Source organism: Streptomyces sp. NPDC097617 (assembly GCF_044761485.1).
In the GTDB taxonomy this organism is placed as follows: domain Bacteria; phylum Actinomycetota; class Actinomycetes; order Streptomycetales; family Streptomycetaceae; genus Streptomyces.
Window position 1 is genome coordinate 151,422 of sequence record NZ_JBIWCL010000009.1, and the last position, 15,921, is coordinate 167,342.

Here is a 15,921-nt window from a genome sequence, read left to right on the forward strand (position 1 = left end):
GCCCTCGTACTACGAGACCTCTCGTACAAGTTCGTCGAGTTCCGCGCGCAGCGCCCCGGCGAGGGCGGCCAGGTCCGGGACGGCCGCCGCGTCGGCGACCAGTCCGTAGTGGACCGTCCCCTTGTACGTGGAGACCGCGACGGCCAGCGACTGGCCGCGGGCCAGCGGGGCGAGCGGGTAGACCTCGCCGACCCGGCTGCCGCCGAGGGTGAAGGTGAAGCCCGGCAGCGGGACGCTGGTGACCAGGATGTCGAAGAGCAGCCGGGCCGCCTGGGCCACCAGCGGGCCGCCGAGCCGGTGGCCGAGCGGATGGACGTGGTCGGCGAGCAGGGCGACGGCCCCGGCGCCGCGGGCGGGTCCGGCGTCCTTGTTGCGGTCCATGGCCGCGCGCACCCGGTCCAGGCGGCACAGCGGGTCGGACTCGGCGAGCGGCAGCCGCAGCAGGTAGCCGGAGAGCCGGTTCCCGGCGCCCGCGGCGCCTCCGGGCCCGCGGCGGCGCGACACGGGGATCAGGGCCCGCGGTCCGGCGCCCCAGGGTTCCGGGTCGCCCCGCTCCGCCAGCCAGCGCCGCAGCGCGCCCGCGACCAGGGCGATCAGCACGTCGTTGACGGTGCCGCCGGCGCCCTTGCGGACCAGGTTGACCTCGTCCAGGTCGAGGGCGAGGCAGGCGACCTCACGGGTGCCGGATCCGGCGGGGTCCGCGGTGAGCGCGGCCGGCACGCCGAGCGGCAGTCCGGCACGGGCCACGGCGGCCCCGATCTCCAGAGCCTGGCCGACGTCCTGGACCCGGGCCGCCAGGGCCCCGGGGAGGCGCCGCAGGAGCGAGCCGGCCCGCGGCTCGGGGACGGGGCGCGCGGGCGGCCGCGGGGCCGTCCCCTCGTCGAAGAGCGTGGCCGCGAGGGCGAGGGCGCCCAGCCCGTCGGCGAGGGCGTGGTGGAACTTGAAGAGGACCGCGAAGGAGTCCGGGTCGGGCCCGGCCAGTACGTGCGCCTCCCACGGAGGCAGGGCCCGGTCCAGCGGCCGGGCCATCAGGGGCCCGGCGGCGGTGTGCGGTACGGCTTCGCCGGTGCGGACGAGGAACACGTGCCGTGCCGGGTCGAAGCCGGGGTCCGGGGACCAGGCGGCCGCGCCGACCGGCAGCAGCACGTCGTGGATCCGGCGGCGCAGGCGCGGCACGGCGGCGCAGCGGGCGGTGAGCAGCTCGGCGGCCCGCTCGGCGGCGCCGGGGCCGGCGGCGCGGAAGACCGCGAGGGCGCCCAGGTGCATGGGGTGGTGGGCGGATTCGATCCGCCAGAAGGCCAGGTCGAGCGGGGACAGGTGCTCGGTGGACACATGCGTCCTCTCGCGTGCGGCGGCAGTGACCTGAAGTCAATCCATTCCGGACACCTACATGCAAGTAGCAATCATTTCCGGGCGGTAAATGATCGGTATTGATCTGGTACGCGGCGGCCCACGCCGCCCGCCGGGCCTGTGTCGGTGGGCAGGTGCAGACTGGCCGGAAAAGACCGCAAAGAGGTCCGGAGGTGCCGGCCATGGCCGACGCAGTACTGCTCGTGGGAACCCGCAAGGGACTCTTCATCGGACGCCGCCGCAGCGACGGACCGTGGGAGTTCGACGGGCCCCATTTCAACGCACAGGCCGTCTACGCGGTCGCCGTCGACCGGCGAGGACCGGCGCCCCGGCTGCTGGTGGGCGGGGACAGCTCGCACTGGGGGCCGTCCGTCTTCAGCTCGGACGACCTCGGGGCGACCTGGCGGGAGCCCACCGCGCCCGCGGTGAAGTTCCCCAAGGACACCGGCGCCTCGCTGGAGCGGGTCTGGCAGCTGCAGCCGGCCGGACCCGAGGCACCCGGCGTGGTGTACGCGGGGACGGAACCGGCCGCACTGTTCCGCTCCACCGACCGGGGCGAGTCCTTCGAGCTGGTCCGCCCGCTCTGGGAGCACCCCAGCCGCGGGAAATGGGTGCCGGGCGGCGGCGGTGAGGGGCTGCACACCGTGATCACCGACCCCCGCGACCCGGACGCGGTGACCGTGGCCGTCTCCACCGCCGGGGTGTTCCGGACCACGGACGGCGGGGCCAGCTGGAACCCGTCCAACCAGGGGGTCTCGGCGGTGTTCCTGCCGGATCCGAACCCGGAGTTCGGCCAGTGCGTGCACAAGATCGCCCAGGACGCCGGCGACACGGACCGGCTGTACCTCCAAAACCACTGGGGCGTCTACCGCAGCGACGACGCGGGCGGCCGGTGGACCGACATCGGCGGCGGACTCCCCTCCGACTTCGGCTTCGCGGTCGCGGCCCATCCGCACCGGCCCGACACCGCCTACGTCTTCCCGCTCAACGCCGACTCCGACCGGGTTCCCGCCGAGCACCGGTGCCGGGTCTTCCGCACCCAGGACGCGGGCGCCACCTGGGAACCGCTGGCACGCGGGCTCCCGGCGGGGGACCACTACGGCACGGTGCTCCGGGACGCCCTGTGCACGGACGACGCGGACCCCGCGGGCATCTACTTCGGCAACCGCAACGGCGAGGTGTACGCGAGCCACGACGACGGCGAGAGCTGGCAACTGCTCGCCGAGCACCTGCCGGACGTCCTGTGCGTGCGGGCGGCCGCGATCGGCCAGTAGAGTGATCCACCGTGGCAGCACGACCGTTGAACGAGATCGTCGAGCCGGGCTGGGCCCGTGCTCTGGAGCCGGTGGCGGGGCAGATCGCCGCCATGGGCGACTTCCTGCGCGCCGAGATCGCGGCGGGGAGGACGTACGTACCGGCCGGGGCCCATGTGCTGCGCGCCTTCCAACAGCCCTTCGACGAGGTCAGGGTACTGATCGTCGGGCAGGACCCCTACCCCACCCCGGGGCACGCGGTGGGCCTGTCCTTCTCGGTGGCCCCCGACGTACGGCCGGTGCCGCCGAGCCTCGACAACATCTTCCTGGAGCTGCACCGGGACCTCGGCACCGGCCGCCCGGCCAACGGCGACCTCACCCCGTGGACCCGGCAGGGCGTCCTGCTCCTCAACAGGTCGCTGACGACCGCGCCCCGGCGCTCCAACGCCCACCAGGGCAAGGGCTGGGAGGCCGTGACCGACCAGGCCATCCGGGCCCTGGCCGCGCGCGGCAAGCCGCTCGTCTCCATCCTGTGGGGGCGGGCGGCCCGCAACCTGCGCCCGCTGCTCGGTGAGCTGCCCGTCGTGGAGTCCTCGCACCCCTCCCCCAAGTCCGCCGACTACGGATTCTTCGGCTCCCGGCCGTTCAGCCGGACGAACGAGCTGCTGGTGGGCCAGGGTTCACAGGCTGTGGACTGGGGCTTGCCGTCCGTCAGTTGAACGTATCTGATATTCACCGGATAAATACGGACAGATGCCTCGCGGGACGGCCCTGCCCGAACACCTTGTTCCGATAAGCCAGTAGCATGCGGCGCCATGAGCTCCCCCACTGGGCCCGCAAATGGCCTGCCCGTACGAATGCCGCGACCCCGCCAGACCGGACGGCACCGCCGGCCCGAGCCCGCGGTGGCGCCCGAGGGCGCGCCCGCGCTGGTGCTCGCCGTGCCCGGTGCCCCCTCGGCCGCCTCGCGAGGGCTGGCGGAAGAGATCATCAGCATCGGCCGCTCCGAGCTGCCGGGCCTCGACGCCCGCATCGGCTTCCTCGAGGGTGACGACGCCTCCGAGTTCCCGCCCCTGTCCGGCGTCCTGACCGCCGTCGCGAGCGAGCGTGTCGCGCGCGCGGAGTTCGCCCGCGCCGCCGGCCACGAGGTGCCCGCGCCGACCGGCCCGGACGCCGTGGTCGTGCCGCTGCTGGCCGGCCCCGACGGCGATCTGCTCCGCCGGATCCGCCAGGCGCTGATGGACTCCTCCGCCGCCGCCGAGCTGGCCGACGTACTCGGCCCGCACCCGCTGCTCGCCGAGGGCCTGCACGTGCGCCTGTCGGAGGCGGGCCTGGCCCGCGCCGACCGTGCCCGGCTCTTCACCGTGACCACCGCCGCCGACGGCATCGTCCTGGCGACCACCGGTGGCGAGGAGGCCGTGCAGGCGGCCGGGATCACGGGCATGCTGCTCGCCGCCCGGCTCGCCGTGCCCGTCAAGGCCGCCGCCCTCGACCAGGAGGGCTCGGTGGCCGCGGTCGCCGAGCAGCTGCGCCGCGAGGGCTCCACGCTGCTCGCGCTCGCCCCGTACCTGATCGGCCCGGAGGCCGCCGACGGGCTGCTCGACACCGCCTGCAAGGAGGCCGACTGCGCCACCGCCGAGGTGCTCGGCTCCTACGGCGCGCTCGGCAAGCTGGCCGTCGCGCAGTACGCCGCCGCGCTGGGGATCACCCAGGACGCCGCCGCACACTGACCCGCCCGTACGACGCAGAGGGCTCCCGCCGACCACGGTCTCCCGTGGCGGGTGGGGGCCCTTCCCCGTGCGTGCCCGGCGGGCACGCACGTCAGCCGAGGACCACGCAGGAGGCCGCGGGCACGGCCAGCGAGCCGGCCCGGTGCGGCTGCCCGGTCAGCGGGTCCACGTCGAACCAGGTGACGTCACCCGAGCGTTCGTTGGCCGCGTAGAGCCGGGTCCCCGAGGGGTCGACCGCGAGGTCGCGCGGCCAGTCGCCGCCGCAGCCCACGGCTGCGGTGAGCCGCGGCCGCCCGGGCTCGTCGGCGAGGGAGAGGGTGGCGATCGTGTCGGCTCCCCGGACGGCCGCCCAGACGAACCGACCGTCGGGCGAGGCGACGACCGCGGAGGGATAGGCCCGTACGGCCGCCGAGGCGCCCCCGGAGGCCACCGGAACCTCACCGACCGGTTCCAGCCGCCCGGAGGCCGCGTTCCAGCGGCAGGCGGTCACCTGCGGCTCCAGCTCGTGCAGTACGTACGCCACCTCGCCCTCCGGGTGGAAGGCCAGGTGCCGGGGACCCGTTCCGGCGCGCATCGCGGTCTCGGTGTGCACCCGCAGCTCCCCGGTGGCCGGGTCGAGCGCGCAGACCCGTACCGAGTCGGTGCCGAGGTCCACGCTCAGCACCCAGCGGCCGGTCGGGTCGGGCAGCACCTGGTGGGCGTGCGGGCCCTCCTGCCGGTCGGCGTCGGGTCCGGAGCCCTGGTGCGACAGGACGTGGGAGGGCCCGGCCGGGGCGCCGTCGGCGGCGAGCGGGAGGCTGCTCACACTGCCGGAGGTGTAGTTGGCGGTGAGCAGCCTGCGCCCGGTCAGGCTGAGGTGGGTGGGACCGGAGCCCCCGACGCGGACGGCCGCTCCGAGGGGGGCGAGCCCCGCGCCGGTGGTCCGGAAGGCGGAGACCGCGCCCCGCTCCGTCTCGTTCACGGCGTAGAGCACGCCGGCGGAAGGGGCGAGGGCGAGGTAGGAGGGGTCCTCGGCGGCGGTGACCGAGAGCGCTGTCAGCGCCCCGGTCTTCGGATCGACGGCCGCGGTGGTGATACCGCGGCCTCCCGCCGAGGTGAACGAGCCGATGTAGGCCCGGGGTTCGCCGCTCCGGTCCATGCTGTCCGCGCCGCCCACTTCGAGCCCCTCTCACCGCTGCCGGATCCGTCCGGAGCCGACGGTAACAGAAGGTCTAGACCAAATTCCGCCCTTGGGCCCGCTCCTGCGCGCCGGGATGGTGGACGTACGCGGTACTGCTGGCGCGGTCCTCGTAGGTGCGGTGGAAGACCGGGGTCGCGGAGCCGGAGATCGGCGGCACGATCCAGGACCAGTCCGCTCCCACCTCGCGTCCCTTGCGCTCCTCCCGCTCCATGTGGGACAGGAAGCGGCGGGACTCGGTGTGGTGGTCGGCGATGGTGACCCCGGCGCGGTCGAAGGAGTGCAGCACCGCCCGGTTCAGTTCGACGAGCGCGCGGTCCTTCCAGAGCGAGCGGTCGCTGGAGGTGTCCAGACCGAGGCGGCGGGCGACGGCGGGCAGCAGGTTGTACCGGTCGGTGTCGGCGAGGTTGCGCGCGCCGATCTCGGTGCCCATGTACCAGCCGTTGAAGGGGGCGGCCGGGTAGTGGATGCCGCCGATCTCCAGGCACATGTTGGAGATGGCGGGTACGGCGTGCCAGCGCAGGCCCCAGTCCGCCCAGCCGGCCCCGTCGGCTTCGGGATGGTCGATCGGCACTTCCAGGACGGCGTCCGCGGGGGTGTCGAACCAGCGGGGTTTGTCGTCGACTCCCTGCACCACGAGCGGCAGGAGGTCGAAGGGGGTGCCGGCGCCGCCGGACCAGCCGAGCCGCAGGAGGGCCTCGGTGAGCGGGGCGTTGCGTGCGTCGCCGACGGTTATGGAGGGGTGGTCGCCGTAGCCCGCGTACCGGATGAGCTGTTCGCTCCAGATCAGCGGGCCGGGGCGGTCCGGGGCGTCCGGGGCGAAGACCGTGATCGTGGGCCTGACCCTGCCTCCGTTCGTGGCCTCGCGCAGGTGCTCGAAGCACTCGGCGGCGATGTCGTCGGCGTCGGTGAGCCCGCGGCGGTCGCGGACCCGCAGCGAGTTCCAGTAGAGGCGGCCTATGCAGCGGTTACTGTTACGCCAGGCCACTCGGGCCCCGTGCACCAGCTCCGCGGGGGTGTGCACATAGCTGCCGGTCTCGGCGAGCTCGGCGCGCACGGCGGCGAGCCGGGCGCGCGGATCCCCGGCGTCCGCGTTCTCCCTGTGGAAGAGTCGGATGAACTCCTCGGCCGCTTCCCACACCTGGGCGGTGGTGGAGCGCTGTTGAAGAATTTCCATTCCGGGCCGTTACCCCCTGTCCGAGCAGATCCACCCTGTACATGCCGGATGAATGTGCAATAAACAATTACCCGTTGTACCTGTCGCAGGTCAGCGCCGGGGGAATGGAAGGTGCGGAGCACTCCTCCGAGTGATATTCGCGGATCGGGCTGCGGAAGCGGGCGCGGGGGCGTATGATCCGGCGCATTCCGGGAGTTGGCCGCGCGCCGGGTCAGCGGCAGGGGCGGCTCATGTAGAGCGCGTACTCGCCCGCTGCGGGGGTACCGCCGTACAGCGCGGTGTCGAGGCCGCAGAAGGTGAACCCCATGCGCCGGTAGGCGTGCACGGCCGGGGCGTTGACCGAACTGACCTCCAACCACAGGTGCTCCGCGCCGCGTTCGCGGGCGAACCCCTCGGCGCGCTCCATCAGCGCGCGGCCGATACCGCGGCCCCGGTGGCCGGGCGCGATCTCGATGTCCTCGATGGTCAGCCGCCGGTTCCAGGCGGCGTACCCGACGGCGGCGAATCCGCACAGCAGGTCGCCGTCGAGGGCCACGAAGGTCCGCGCGTCCGCCTGGGAGTCCTTCCCGCCGCCGAAGATCTGCTCGTCGTGCTCCTCCGGCGGGAACGCCTTGCGCACGGGCGAGTCCACCGGGACCTCGCGCAGCAGGAAGCCGCAGCCGGCGCCGGCGTCGGCGTCGGGGCCGTCGGGGCCGCCGGGGTCGCGCACCTCGAAGACCGTGGCGGTGGTGAAGGAGCTGTCCAGGGCCTCGATGGCACCCGCGTCCTCGGGGCGGGCGAGGCGGTAGACGATTGCGCCGGTGTCGGCCGGGCCGTGTGCGGTGGTCATGAGATCCACCGTACGCAAAAAATCCCCCGGCCGAATTGGCTACCGAGGGAGGAGAGAGCGTATATTCAGTGGTTCGTGACTTCACCGAAAAGGGATTCACGAAGAAGCTTACGAGGACACCGTATCGCGGCAGGAGTGCAATTGTCAACCGAGGAATTCCGGAAAGAGCAGCAATTCGTCACCGACCTCTATGTACGCCTCGACGGCCTGCGTGACCAGGCCGAACGTGCGGTCGAAGGCGCGCTGCGCGATGTCGGTACCGGGTTCCAGGCCCGGCTGGAGCGGGATGTCCTGGTCGCCGAGCAGTCCGGTCTGCTTTCCGCTCTGAATGCGGGCGAGAACGGCCTCTGTTTCGGCCGTCTGGAGTTCTCCGACGGCCGGGACCACCACATCGGCCGGCTCGGAATCCGGGCCGACGACGCGGACCGCACGCCGCTGGTCCTGGACTGGCGCGCCGAGGTGGCCCGCCCCTTCTACCTCGCCACCGGCCACACCCCCATGGGACTGCGCCGGCGCCGCCACATCAGCAGCCGCGGACGCGTGGTCACGGCCCTGCACGACGAGATCCTCGACCTGGCCGACGCGGAGCGCACCGGCCACGAGGGCGCCGACGCGGACGCCGTGCTGCTCGCCGCGCTCGACGCCGCCCGGACCGGCCGGATGCACGACATCGTGCGCACCATCCAGGCCGAGCAGGACCGGATCATCCGCTCCACGCACCGCGGGGTGCTGGTCGTCGAGGGCGGTCCCGGTACCGGTAAGACCGCCGTCGCGCTGCACCGCGCCGCCTACCTGCTGTACGCCCACCGGGAGCTGCTCGCTACACGCGGGGTGCTGATCGTCGGACCGGGCCCGGCCTTCCTCGGCTACATCGGCGGGGTGCTCCCGGCGCTCGGCGAGACGGGCGTGCTGCTGGCCACCCCGGGCGAGCTCTTCCCCGGCGTGCACGCCACCGCCGCCGACCGTCCCGGAGCCGCCGCGGTGAAGGGCCGGGCCTCGATGGCGCAGGTCCTCGCCCGGGTGGTGGCCGACCGCCAGCGCCTGCCGGAAACCGTGCCGGCGGACACCGGCGAGGAGTACGACACGGTGCCCGAGCCGGCGCTGGAGATCGACCACGAGGAGTACGGGACCCTGCTGCTGGACCGCACCATGGCCTACGGGGCGCGGGACCGGGCCCGGGCCACCGGGCTGCCGCACAACCAGGCGCGCCCCTCCTTCGCCTTCCCGGTGATCGACGCCCTGACCGCGCAGCTCGCCGACCGGCTGGGCGCCGATCCGTACGGCGGGCCGAACCTGCTCGGCTCGGACGACATCGCCCAGCTCGGCAAGGAGATCGCGACGAGCGCCGCCGTGCACGCGGCGATCGACTCGCTGTGGCCCTCCCTCACCCCCGAGCGGCTGCTCGCCGACTTCCTGGCGGACCCGACGCACCTGCCCGCGCACGAGGCGGACCTGATCAGGCGCGCGCCCTCGGCCCGGCCGGACTGGACCCCGGCGGACGTACCGCTGCTGGACGAGGCGGCCGAGCTGCTCGGCGAGGACGACAGTGCCCGGCGGGCCGCCGAGGAGCGGGACCGGCAGCGGCGCATCGCCTACGCGCAGGGTGTGCTGGACCTGTCCGAGGGCTCGCAGTCGTACGAGTTCGAGGACGAGGAGAACGAGTTCCTCGCCGCCCACGACATCATCGACGCGGAGCGGATGGCCGAGCGCCACGAGGAGGCCGACCACCGCAGCACCGCGGAGCGGGCCGCGGCCGACCGCACCTGGGCCTTCGGGCACGTGATCGTGGACGAGGCGCAGGAGCTGTCGGCGATGGCGTGGCGGCTGCTGATGCGGCGCTGCCCGACCCGGTCGATGACGCTGGTCGGCGATCCGGCGCAGACGGCGGACGAGGCGGGCTGCGGCTCGTGGGAGGGGATCCTCGCGCCGTACGTGGGCGAGCGCTGGGAGCTGGTCCGGCTGGGGGTCAACTACCGCACGCCGGCCGAGATCATGGAGGTGGCGGCGGCCGTGCTGCGGACGCAGGACCCCGCCTTCGAGCCGCCCCGTTCGGTACGGACCACCGGGGTGCGGCCGTGGGCGCGGGCGACCGACGACCTGGCGGCGGCGACCCGGGAGGCCGTGGAGCGGGAGCTGCCCGCCGAGGGGCGGCTGGCGGTGATCGCGCCGCGGGCGGCGCACGCGGCGCTGGCCGCCGTACTGCCCAGGGTCCGGGCGGGGGCGGAACCCGACCTGACGCGGGAGGTGGTCCTGCTGGACCCGCGCCAGGCCAAGGGGCTGGAGTTCGACACGGTGATCGTGGTGGAACCGGCCGAACTGAAGCCGAGCGACCTGTACGTGGCGCTGACCCGGGCCACCCAGGCCCTCGGGGTGGTGCACACCGCCGGCCGGCTGCCGGCGGGACTGGCGGACACCCCGGAGGGACTGCTCAGGCGCTGATCACGAGCGGCGCCCGGGGGTCGGTGCGCAGCGGCGTGGCGAGGGCCACGAGGGTGTGCTCCAGGCCGTGGAGGTGAGAGAGCGCCGCTTCCGCGGCGGCGGGCCGGGGCTGCGCCACGGCGGCGGGGGCGGGGGTGCCGGGCGGGGCGGTCAGGGCCTCGACCGCGGCCTCCACGCGCCAGCAGGCGGCGGCCAGCCGGGCGTCGTGGGAGGCCTGCGGGTCGGCGGCGACCGCGACCAGCCCGCGTACGTCGCGGGCGCATTCGTCGAGCAGGGCGAGCACCTGCCGGGCGCGGGCCTTGCGGGCGCGCAGCGGGCTGAGCGGGTGGACGAGCGGCGCGAGGGCCGTCCGGACGCGGCCCAGCAGCAGCTCCAGCTCGGCGGCGTGCGGGGCGGGGTCGGCGCTCGGGTCGCCGGCGAGGCGCTCCAGGGCCGCCGCGGTGGAGGCGCGGACGCACTGCAGGGCGCGCTGGATCCAGGCGTCGTTGGCGGCGTGGGTGGTGACCGGCAGGATGATCACGACGGCGAGGGCGGCACCGAGCGCGCCGATCGCGGTCTCCTGGAAGCGCAGGAGCAGCAGTCCGGGGTGCAGGACGCCGAGGAGGCCGTAGAGCAGGCCGGCCATGACGGTGACGAAGAACATCATCCACGAGTACGAGGGCGCGGCCGTGTAGAAGATCCCGAAGACGCATACGGCGACCAGTGCGGCGGTGGGCAGCGGCGCCCCGTGCAGCGGTACGGCGATCAGCAGTCCGGCGGCGATGCCGACGACGGTGCCGAGGACCCGGCGGAAGCCTCGTACGAGGGTCTCGCCCCGTGAGGTGGTGTTGACGAAGATCCACCAGGAGGTGCCGACGGCCCAGTACCAGCGGTCGTCGGAGAGCGCCTGGCCGATGCCGAGCGCGAAGGCGCAGGCGGCGGTGGCCTGGAAGGCCTGCCGGGTGGTGGGCCGCGCGAGCCCGGTCCCGGGCAGGCCGGGCGGGGTCGCGGGGGGCGGGGTGCGCCGCTCGATGGGCCACAGCAGGAAGCGCACGGCTCCGGCGGCGATGAGGGCCAGGCCGACCGCGGCGTACAGCTCGGGCAGCTGCGCGGGCACGGCGTGCAGGAACTGGGTGACGAAGAACATCATGAAGCCGAAGATCCCGAGGGCGTGTCCGCGCGGGCCGAAGCGGCGCGCGTACACCCCGGCGAACACGACGGCGAGGAAGGCGGCGTCGCGGGCGAGCGGGATCCCGTGCAGGGTGGTGGCGAGGGCGAGGACGGGGAACCCGGCGACCGGCAGCAGGGCGGTGGTCAGGCGCTGGGCGCGGACGTTCGCGTCGAGCACGGTGAAGAGGGCGAGCAGGGCCGCCAGTCCCCCGGTGATGGAGGCGGTCAGGGAGAGACCGCAGACCTCGGCGAGGGCGACGGCGGCGGCGACGCCGATCACGGCGCGGGCCGAGTTCCTGAGTCTCATGCGCCCCGGATCCGGAGCAACGAACATCCTCTTCACGGCGGTGTGCCGCCCCCCTCGGAGTGCTGCGCGCCGGCCCGGCGCCGCCCGGGGGTGGTGGGCGGCGAACGGGCACGGCGAAGGCGCCGCGCTCCGGAACCGGCTTCGTTGCCGTCCGGCGCTGCGCGGCGCCGTAAGTACATGGATACGACACAGATAACCACCTGGGGGCCCACTGGCTCAACCCGGCCTGTGGAGACTGTGCCATTGGTACAGCCATGGGGCGGACATGTCGGCCGCACGCCGACCAACGGACCACCCCCGGAGAGGGCGGCGGACGGGCCGGTCGCGCCGTCCTGGCCGACTCTCGTCGGCGTGACCACACGCTGTTATCGTGCAGCGACCCGCGGGGCGTACGGAAGGGGACCGACGTTGACGCGCAAGGGGGAGTCCGGGGAGGCCGAGGCCTTCAGTCGTGCCGCGGTGGCGGTCTTCCGGCTGAACGGACGGTTCACCGCCACCCTCGACCGGCTCGCGCTCGCGTTCGGCCTGAGCGCCGCACGATGGCAGATATTGAGCACGGTGACGGGGGAGTCACTTTCCGTGTCGGAGGTCGCCCGGCGGGTGGGGACCACCCGGCAGAGCGTGCAGCGCATAGCGGACCTTCTGGTGCGACAGGGGCTCGCGGTCTACCTGGACAATCCGGCGCACCGGCGGGCGAAGCTGCTCACCGCCACCGAGCAGGGCATCGCCGCGAAACGGGAGATCGACTCCTGCCTCGCCGAGCTGGCCCGGCAGCTGTGCGAGAGCCTCGGCGGCGAGGACGAGGTGCACCGCACGGCCGAAGCGCTGCGGGGCCTGTCCGGCGCGTTGTCGTCGATCGGATCCGACGACTCTGCGTGAGGCCCGTGCACGCGTCCACCGGTATACGGACATGCTGGCCTGAAACTGCCCGCGTTTTTCCCAAGAGTTGACTCCACCGAGGATTCCTCTTTGCGGTACCGTTCGCGCCTGACGCGGGGTTTCAAGGCCGGGGGACCTTTTGAATCGGTTTGTCTTCAGAGTGCTGGGGCCGCTGGTCGTCCAGACCGATGACGGCCCGCTGCGCATCCATGGCCGGCGCCAGGCCACGGTCCTGGCGATGCTGGTGCTCTACGCCGACCGGATCGTGTCGGTGGACACCCTGGTGGACGCCGTCTGGCCGGAAACGCCCCCGGCGACGGCACGCAACCAGATCGCCATCTGCGTGGCCACCCTGCGCAAGACCTTCAAGCAGGCCGGGGTGACCGACCTGCTGATCACCTCTCCCCCGGGCTACCTGCTGGCCAAGGGCGAGCACCGGATCGACGTCCAGGAGTTTATGGAGCGGGCCGAGCAGGGGCGGGACGCCGCCCGGCACAGCCGGACCGAAGAGGCGTGCACGCACTTCGAGGAGGCGCTGAGCGTCTGGCGGGGCTCCGCGCTGGACGAGCCGTCCGGTTCCCGGCTGGAGGCGGAGACCACCGGACTGGAGCAGATGCGGCTCGCGCTGATGGAGGAACGCGCGGGGCTGATGCTCCAGTTGGGCCGGCACCGCGCACTCACCGGCGAACTCGCCGAGCTGGTGGCCCGCCACCCGCTGCGCGAGCAGTGCCGCGAACACCTCATGCTGGCCCTGTACCGCTCGGGCCAGCGGGCCGAGGCCCTCGAAGTCTTCCTGCAGGGGCGCCGGTTACTCACCGAGCAGCTCGGGATCGAACCGGGTCCCGGACTGCGGCAGCTGCACGACCTGATCCTGCGCGACTCCCCCGAACTGACCCGGCCCCCCGCCGTGGTGGCCCCCGCGCCCGCGGCCCTGAACACCATCCCGGCGCAACTGCCCGCCGACGTCATGGCGTTCACCGGCCGGCAGCGGGAGATGACCTCCCTGGACCGGCTCCTGAAGGAGCCCTACAACCCGCACACCCCGGCGCTGGCGACCATCGTCGGCGTCGGCGGGGTGGGCAAGACCGCCCTCGCGGTGCACTGGGCGAGCCAGGTCGCCGACCAGTTCCCCGACGGCCAGCTCTTCGCCGATCTGCGCGGGTACGACGAGGAGCACGCACCGGTCTCCCCGGCCGCCGTGCTCGACCGGTTCCTGCGCGCCCTCGGGATCGGCGCGCCCCAGATCCCGCCGGACGCCGACGAGCGGGCCTCGCTGTTCCGCAGCCTGCTCAGCACCCGCAAGACCCTGATCGTCCTGGACAACGTACGTTCCTTCCACCAGCTCAGACCGCTGCTCCCGGGCGGCGGACGCAGCGTGGTGCTGGCCACCAGCCGGGAGAACCTGGGCGACCTCACGGGCGACTACACGGCGCTGACCATCCGGCTGCGGATGCTGGAGCCGACCGAGGCGACGGCCCTGCTCATCAAGCTCGCCGGTGCGGACCGCTTCGGCAGCGACCCGGTGGCGGTGGAGCAGCTCGGCGCGCTCTGCGACTGCCTGCCGCTCGCACTGCGGATCGCCGGTGCGCGCCTGGCGGCCAAACCGGGTCTGAGCGTACGGAGCCTGGTGGCCCGGCTGCGCGACCACCGTTCCCGGCTCGATGTGCTGAGCCCCGGCGAGGGCGGGGTGCGGGCCGGCTTCCGGCTCACCTACCGGGACCTGGCCCCCGAGGCGGCGCGGATGTACCGCAGGCTCGGGCTGCTGCGCACGGTGGACTTCGCCGCGTGGGCGGGAGCGGCCGTACTGGACACCGACGTGTGGCACGCGGAGGAGCTGATCGACCACCTGGTCGACGCGCAGCTGCTGGAGGTCGCCGACGCGGAGCCGGGGCGGGCCACCCGGTACCGGTTCCAGGACCTGCTGCGGCTGTTCGCCCGTGAGCGGGCGGAGTCCGACGAGCCCGAGGGGGAGACCGACGCCGCGCTGGACCGGGTCTTCGCGGCCTGGGTCTGGCTGGCGGAGGAGGCGCACCGCCGGATCGACGGCCGGGAGTTCCCTGTGGGCCGGGACCCCGCACCGGCACCCCCCTTCCTGCTGGAGCCGGCCGACGAACTGCTGGCCGCGCCGATGGACTGGTTCGAGTCGGAGCGCACGGCGGTGGCGGACCTGGTGGGCCACGCGGCGGAGACCGGGCGCGCCCGGTACGCGTGGACGCTGACCGAGAGCGCGGTACCGCACTTCGAGACGAAGAACTACCTGGAGGACTGGCAGCGCTGCGCCGAGCTGGCGCTGGCCTCGGCGCGGCGCACCGGCGACCAGCCGGGCGAGGCCACGATGCTGCGGCTGCTGGGCTCGCTGGCCATCTACCAGCGGCGCTACGAGCAGGCCGAGGGGTGGAACATGGCCGCGCTGCGGCTGCTGCGCCACACCGGTGACGTGGGCGGGGCGGCGCTCGCCCAGCGGAACCTGGCCATGTGCGCGCGGTTCCAGGGCGACTGGGAGCGGGCCCTGGAGTTCTGCGAGGCGGCGCTCGGCGGTTTCCACGCCTCGGGAGACATCGGGAACGAGGCCCATCTGCTGGGTTTCCAGGCGCAGATCGAGCTGGACCGGGGCAACGTGGGCGGCGCGCTGCCGCTCGCGGAGGAGGCGGTGGCGCTGAGTCGGCGTACCGGATCGGTACGGGCGGAGGCGCAGAGCGTGTACCGGCTGGCCGAGGTGCGGCTGCGCGCCGGGGACCTGGGCGAGGCGGCGGAGGCCTTCGGGGCGGTACTGCGGCTGACCCGGGGCGAGGGCGACCGGGTCGGGGAGGCGCACGCGCTGCGGGGACTGGGCCAGACGCAGTGGAGCCAGGGCCTGCTGTCAGCGGCGGGGGGAACGCTGAAGCAGGCCCTGGAGATCACGGAGGAGCTGGCGGACCGGTTCCTGTACGCCCGGGTGGAGACCGATCTCGGATGTGTGGAGGCGATCGGCGGCCGCCTGGCGGAGGCGGCGGACAGGTTCCGTCGGGCGCGGGCCGCCTTCGGTGAGGTCGGCGCGCAGCCCTGGCGGGCTCAGGCGGCCCGGCTGCTGGCGGCGGTCCAGGGCGCGGCGGGTTCGGCGGGCGAGCCGGGCGGCGGGGGCCGGCCGGGCGCCGGGGGCACCGGGGACGCCGGTGAGCTGCCGCATCGTTCCTTCACCGCGGCGGAGTTGACCGTACTGCTGACGCGTCCGGAGGAGTAGGCGGCCCGGGGCCGCTCGCCGTCCGGTGTACCGGGGTGGGTCAGCCCCAGGGCATGTCGCCGTTCGTGCCGGCGGAGCCGGGGCGCGGGGGGTCCACCGGCTTGACGATGCCCCAGGGCATGTCGTCCGCCTGCGTGGTGGTCCTCGTGTCCGCCAGGACGGCCGACGCTCCCCCCGTACCCACGAACACTCCCGCAAGAACGACCAGGCAGGCCGCCGCCGTCGTGTTCGCCGTCTTCGCCGTCCGCGTGCTGCGCATCTGGGAATCCCCTCTCGGTGGATCATCGCTGCCGCTCGCTGCGGCATGAATGGAACAGTAGGGACGCCTCCTTTTTCTTCTGTGTTCCATCGATTTCGTGACCCCGGCCGCCCCCGAAATCGCCACGATATCGAGGAGACAACGCACTCCAC

Annotated in this window: 12 protein-coding genes; 6 read left to right on the plus strand and 6 right to left on the minus strand. The window is 73.8% G+C overall.

Going from position 1 to position 15,921, the window contains the following annotated elements; translation table 11 throughout:
* Positions 1–9 precede the first annotated feature (9 nt).
* Entirely contained in the window at positions 10–1,332 is a 1,323-nt protein-coding gene (locus ACIQZO_RS17540) for a wax ester/triacylglycerol synthase family O-acyltransferase (protein WP_403626801.1), read from the minus strand.
* Between the two features lie 200 nt (positions 1,333–1,532).
* On the opposite strand from ACIQZO_RS17540, the gene ACIQZO_RS17545 reads away from it, so the two are divergent.
* The 3 genes from ACIQZO_RS17545 to ACIQZO_RS17555 all read left to right on the plus strand — a co-directional run bounded on the left by ACIQZO_RS17545 (position 1,533) and on the right by ACIQZO_RS17555 (position 4,333).
* Positions 1,533–2,624 carry a WD40/YVTN/BNR-like repeat-containing protein gene (locus tag ACIQZO_RS17545; RefSeq protein WP_403626804.1) on the plus strand — a complete coding sequence of 364 codons (1,092 nt, stop codon included), beginning with the start codon at positions 1,533–1,535 and terminating at the stop codon, positions 2,622–2,624.
* A gap of 11 nt (positions 2,625–2,635) precedes the next feature.
* The gene (locus tag ACIQZO_RS17550) at positions 2,636–3,322 is read left to right on the plus strand and encodes a uracil-DNA glycosylase (RefSeq protein WP_403626807.1); all 687 of its coding nucleotides are present in this window, start codon (positions 2,636–2,638) and stop codon (positions 3,320–3,322) included.
* A 96-nt stretch (positions 3,323–3,418) separates the two neighbouring features.
* A complete protein-coding gene (locus ACIQZO_RS17555) occupies positions 3,419–4,333 on the plus strand; it encodes a sirohydrochlorin chelatase (RefSeq protein ID WP_403626810.1) in 915 nt (304 codons plus the stop codon).
* Positions 4,334–4,424: 91 nt separating this feature from the next.
* On the opposite strand, the gene ACIQZO_RS17560 is transcribed toward ACIQZO_RS17555, so the two are convergent.
* The 3 genes from ACIQZO_RS17560 to ACIQZO_RS17570 all read right to left on the minus strand — a co-directional run bounded on the left by ACIQZO_RS17560 (position 4,425) and on the right by ACIQZO_RS17570 (position 7,516).
* Positions 4,425–5,471, minus strand: coding sequence for a lactonase family protein (locus ACIQZO_RS17560; protein ID WP_403627036.1), 1,047 nt, complete (start codon positions 5,469–5,471; stop codon positions 4,425–4,427).
* A gap of 73 nt (positions 5,472–5,544) precedes the next feature.
* Complete coding sequence (locus ACIQZO_RS17565; RefSeq protein ID WP_403626813.1) at positions 5,545–6,687, minus strand: nitric oxide synthase oxygenase; 1,143 nt, start codon at positions 6,685–6,687, stop codon at positions 5,545–5,547.
* A gap of 211 nt (positions 6,688–6,898) precedes the next feature.
* The gene (locus tag ACIQZO_RS17570) at positions 6,899–7,516 is read right to left on the minus strand and encodes a GNAT family N-acetyltransferase (protein WP_403626815.1); all 618 of its coding nucleotides are present in this window, start codon (positions 7,514–7,516) and stop codon (positions 6,899–6,901) included.
* 141 nt (positions 7,517–7,657) lie between these two features.
* Between ACIQZO_RS17570 and ACIQZO_RS17575 the strand changes: the two genes are divergently transcribed.
* Positions 7,658–9,955 carry a HelD family protein gene (locus ACIQZO_RS17575; RefSeq protein ID WP_403626818.1) on the plus strand — a complete coding sequence of 766 codons (2,298 nt, stop codon included), beginning with the start codon at positions 7,658–7,660 and terminating at the stop codon, positions 9,953–9,955.
* On the opposite strand, the gene ACIQZO_RS17580 is transcribed toward ACIQZO_RS17575, so the two are convergent.
* Entirely contained in the window at positions 9,945–11,438 is a 1,494-nt protein-coding gene (locus tag ACIQZO_RS17580) for an FUSC family protein (RefSeq protein WP_403626821.1), read from the minus strand. The two genes, ACIQZO_RS17575 and ACIQZO_RS17580, sit on opposite strands and share 11 nt — an antisense overlap.
* 381 nt (positions 11,439–11,819) lie before the next feature.
* On the opposite strand from ACIQZO_RS17580, the gene ACIQZO_RS17585 reads away from it, so the two are divergent.
* Entirely contained in the window at positions 11,820–12,290 is a 471-nt protein-coding gene (locus ACIQZO_RS17585) for a MarR family winged helix-turn-helix transcriptional regulator (protein ID WP_403626824.1), read from the plus strand.
* 160 nt (positions 12,291–12,450) lie between these two features.
* Positions 12,451–15,510, plus strand: a complete 3,060-nt coding sequence (locus ACIQZO_RS17590; RefSeq protein ID WP_403626827.1) for a BTAD domain-containing putative transcriptional regulator — start codon at positions 12,451–12,453, stop codon at positions 15,508–15,510.
* A 40-nt stretch (positions 15,511–15,550) separates the two neighbouring features.
* Here ACIQZO_RS17590 and ACIQZO_RS17595 read toward each other — a convergent pair whose 3' ends face one another.
* Positions 15,551–15,769 (minus strand): hypothetical protein, encoded by a 219-nt coding sequence (locus ACIQZO_RS17595; RefSeq protein ID WP_403626830.1) that lies wholly within the window; start codon positions 15,767–15,769, stop codon positions 15,551–15,553.
* Positions 15,770–15,921: the final 152 nt, after the last annotated feature.

Bases quoted from the DNA above. Each gene is read 5' to 3' on its own strand.
- ACIQZO_RS17555 (WP_403626810.1), top strand. From the start codon at position 3,419: ATGAGCTCCCCCACTGGGCCCGCAAATGGCCTGCCCGTACGAATGCCG.
- ACIQZO_RS17565 (WP_403626813.1), bottom strand. From the start codon at position 6,687: ATGGAAATTCTTCAACAGCGCTCCACCACCGCCCAGGTGTGGGAAGCG.
- ACIQZO_RS17560 (WP_403627036.1), bottom strand. From the start codon at position 5,471: ATGGACCGGAGCGGCGAACCCCGGGCCTACATCGGCTCGTTCACCTCG.
- ACIQZO_RS17580 (WP_403626821.1), bottom strand. From the start codon at position 11,438: ATGTTCGTTGCTCCGGATCCGGGGCGCATGAGACTCAGGAACTCGGCC.
- ACIQZO_RS17545 (WP_403626804.1), top strand. From the start codon at position 1,533: ATGGCCGACGCAGTACTGCTCGTGGGAACCCGCAAGGGACTCTTCATC.
- ACIQZO_RS17570 (WP_403626815.1), bottom strand. From the start codon at position 7,516: ATGACCACCGCACACGGCCCGGCCGACACCGGCGCAATCGTCTACCGC.
- ACIQZO_RS17595 (WP_403626830.1), bottom strand. From the start codon at position 15,769: ATGCGCAGCACGCGGACGGCGAAGACGGCGAACACGACGGCGGCGGCC.